1 protein-coding gene is annotated in these 572 nt (G+C 49.3%); it reads right to left on the bottom strand.

Annotated features, from left to right (window positions below; genetic code table 11):
- On the bottom strand, window positions 1–572 hold a 572-nt coding region (locus Q0590_RS37505; RefSeq protein WP_302042817.1), incomplete at both ends, for a T9SS type A sorting domain-containing protein.

Below are 572 nucleotides of genomic sequence, written 5' to 3'. Positions count from 1 at the left end.
TATTTTTTAACTACCCGAATGAGTTCCGCAGGTTGATCCCCAGCTTGCAGTTTGACAAAATAGAGGCCCTTGCTCAGATTGCTTTCCGAGAAATCTAACTCAATGGTTGATTCCTGTACAGCTTTTGTCTGCTGATAACACACTCTGCCTAAGGCATCGATCAGGCTGATCTGTATCTCTCCTCGTTTTTCTGTCTGAATGTATAGCCTGTCTTGAAAAGGATTAGGATAAGCTTTGGTAGCAGCTGATTCGAACTCCTCTTCATCCCCGCTCGCCATTCTGGCATTGGAAGAAGAATAGGGGATCAGATGGGAACCGGGAATGACATTGATTGCAGACGTACCGGGCACTACCCAGGCAACCGCTAGGTTGTCATTATAGCCGGCTTCTTTGTGCAAGGCTTCGATGTAGTACTTTTCCCCCACTTTGAGCCAGTAAGTGGCTGATTTCTGGGAAGCAAACTTGGTCCAGGCTCTCGGGCCGGTCCAGCCATCGACAGAGGCGATCTTGCGTTTGCTTCCTGCATTGGCATCCAGGCTCAGGTAGAGTTCGCTGGCATCATCCCCTGACAG

This window comes from Rhodocytophaga aerolata, assembly GCF_030503435.1.
GTDB classification, from domain to species: domain Bacteria; phylum Bacteroidota; class Bacteroidia; order Cytophagales; family 172606-1; genus Rhodocytophaga; species Rhodocytophaga aerolata.
The sequence above is the reverse complement of the archived record's forward strand: the minus strand, read 5'-3'. Positions and strand labels throughout refer to the sequence as shown.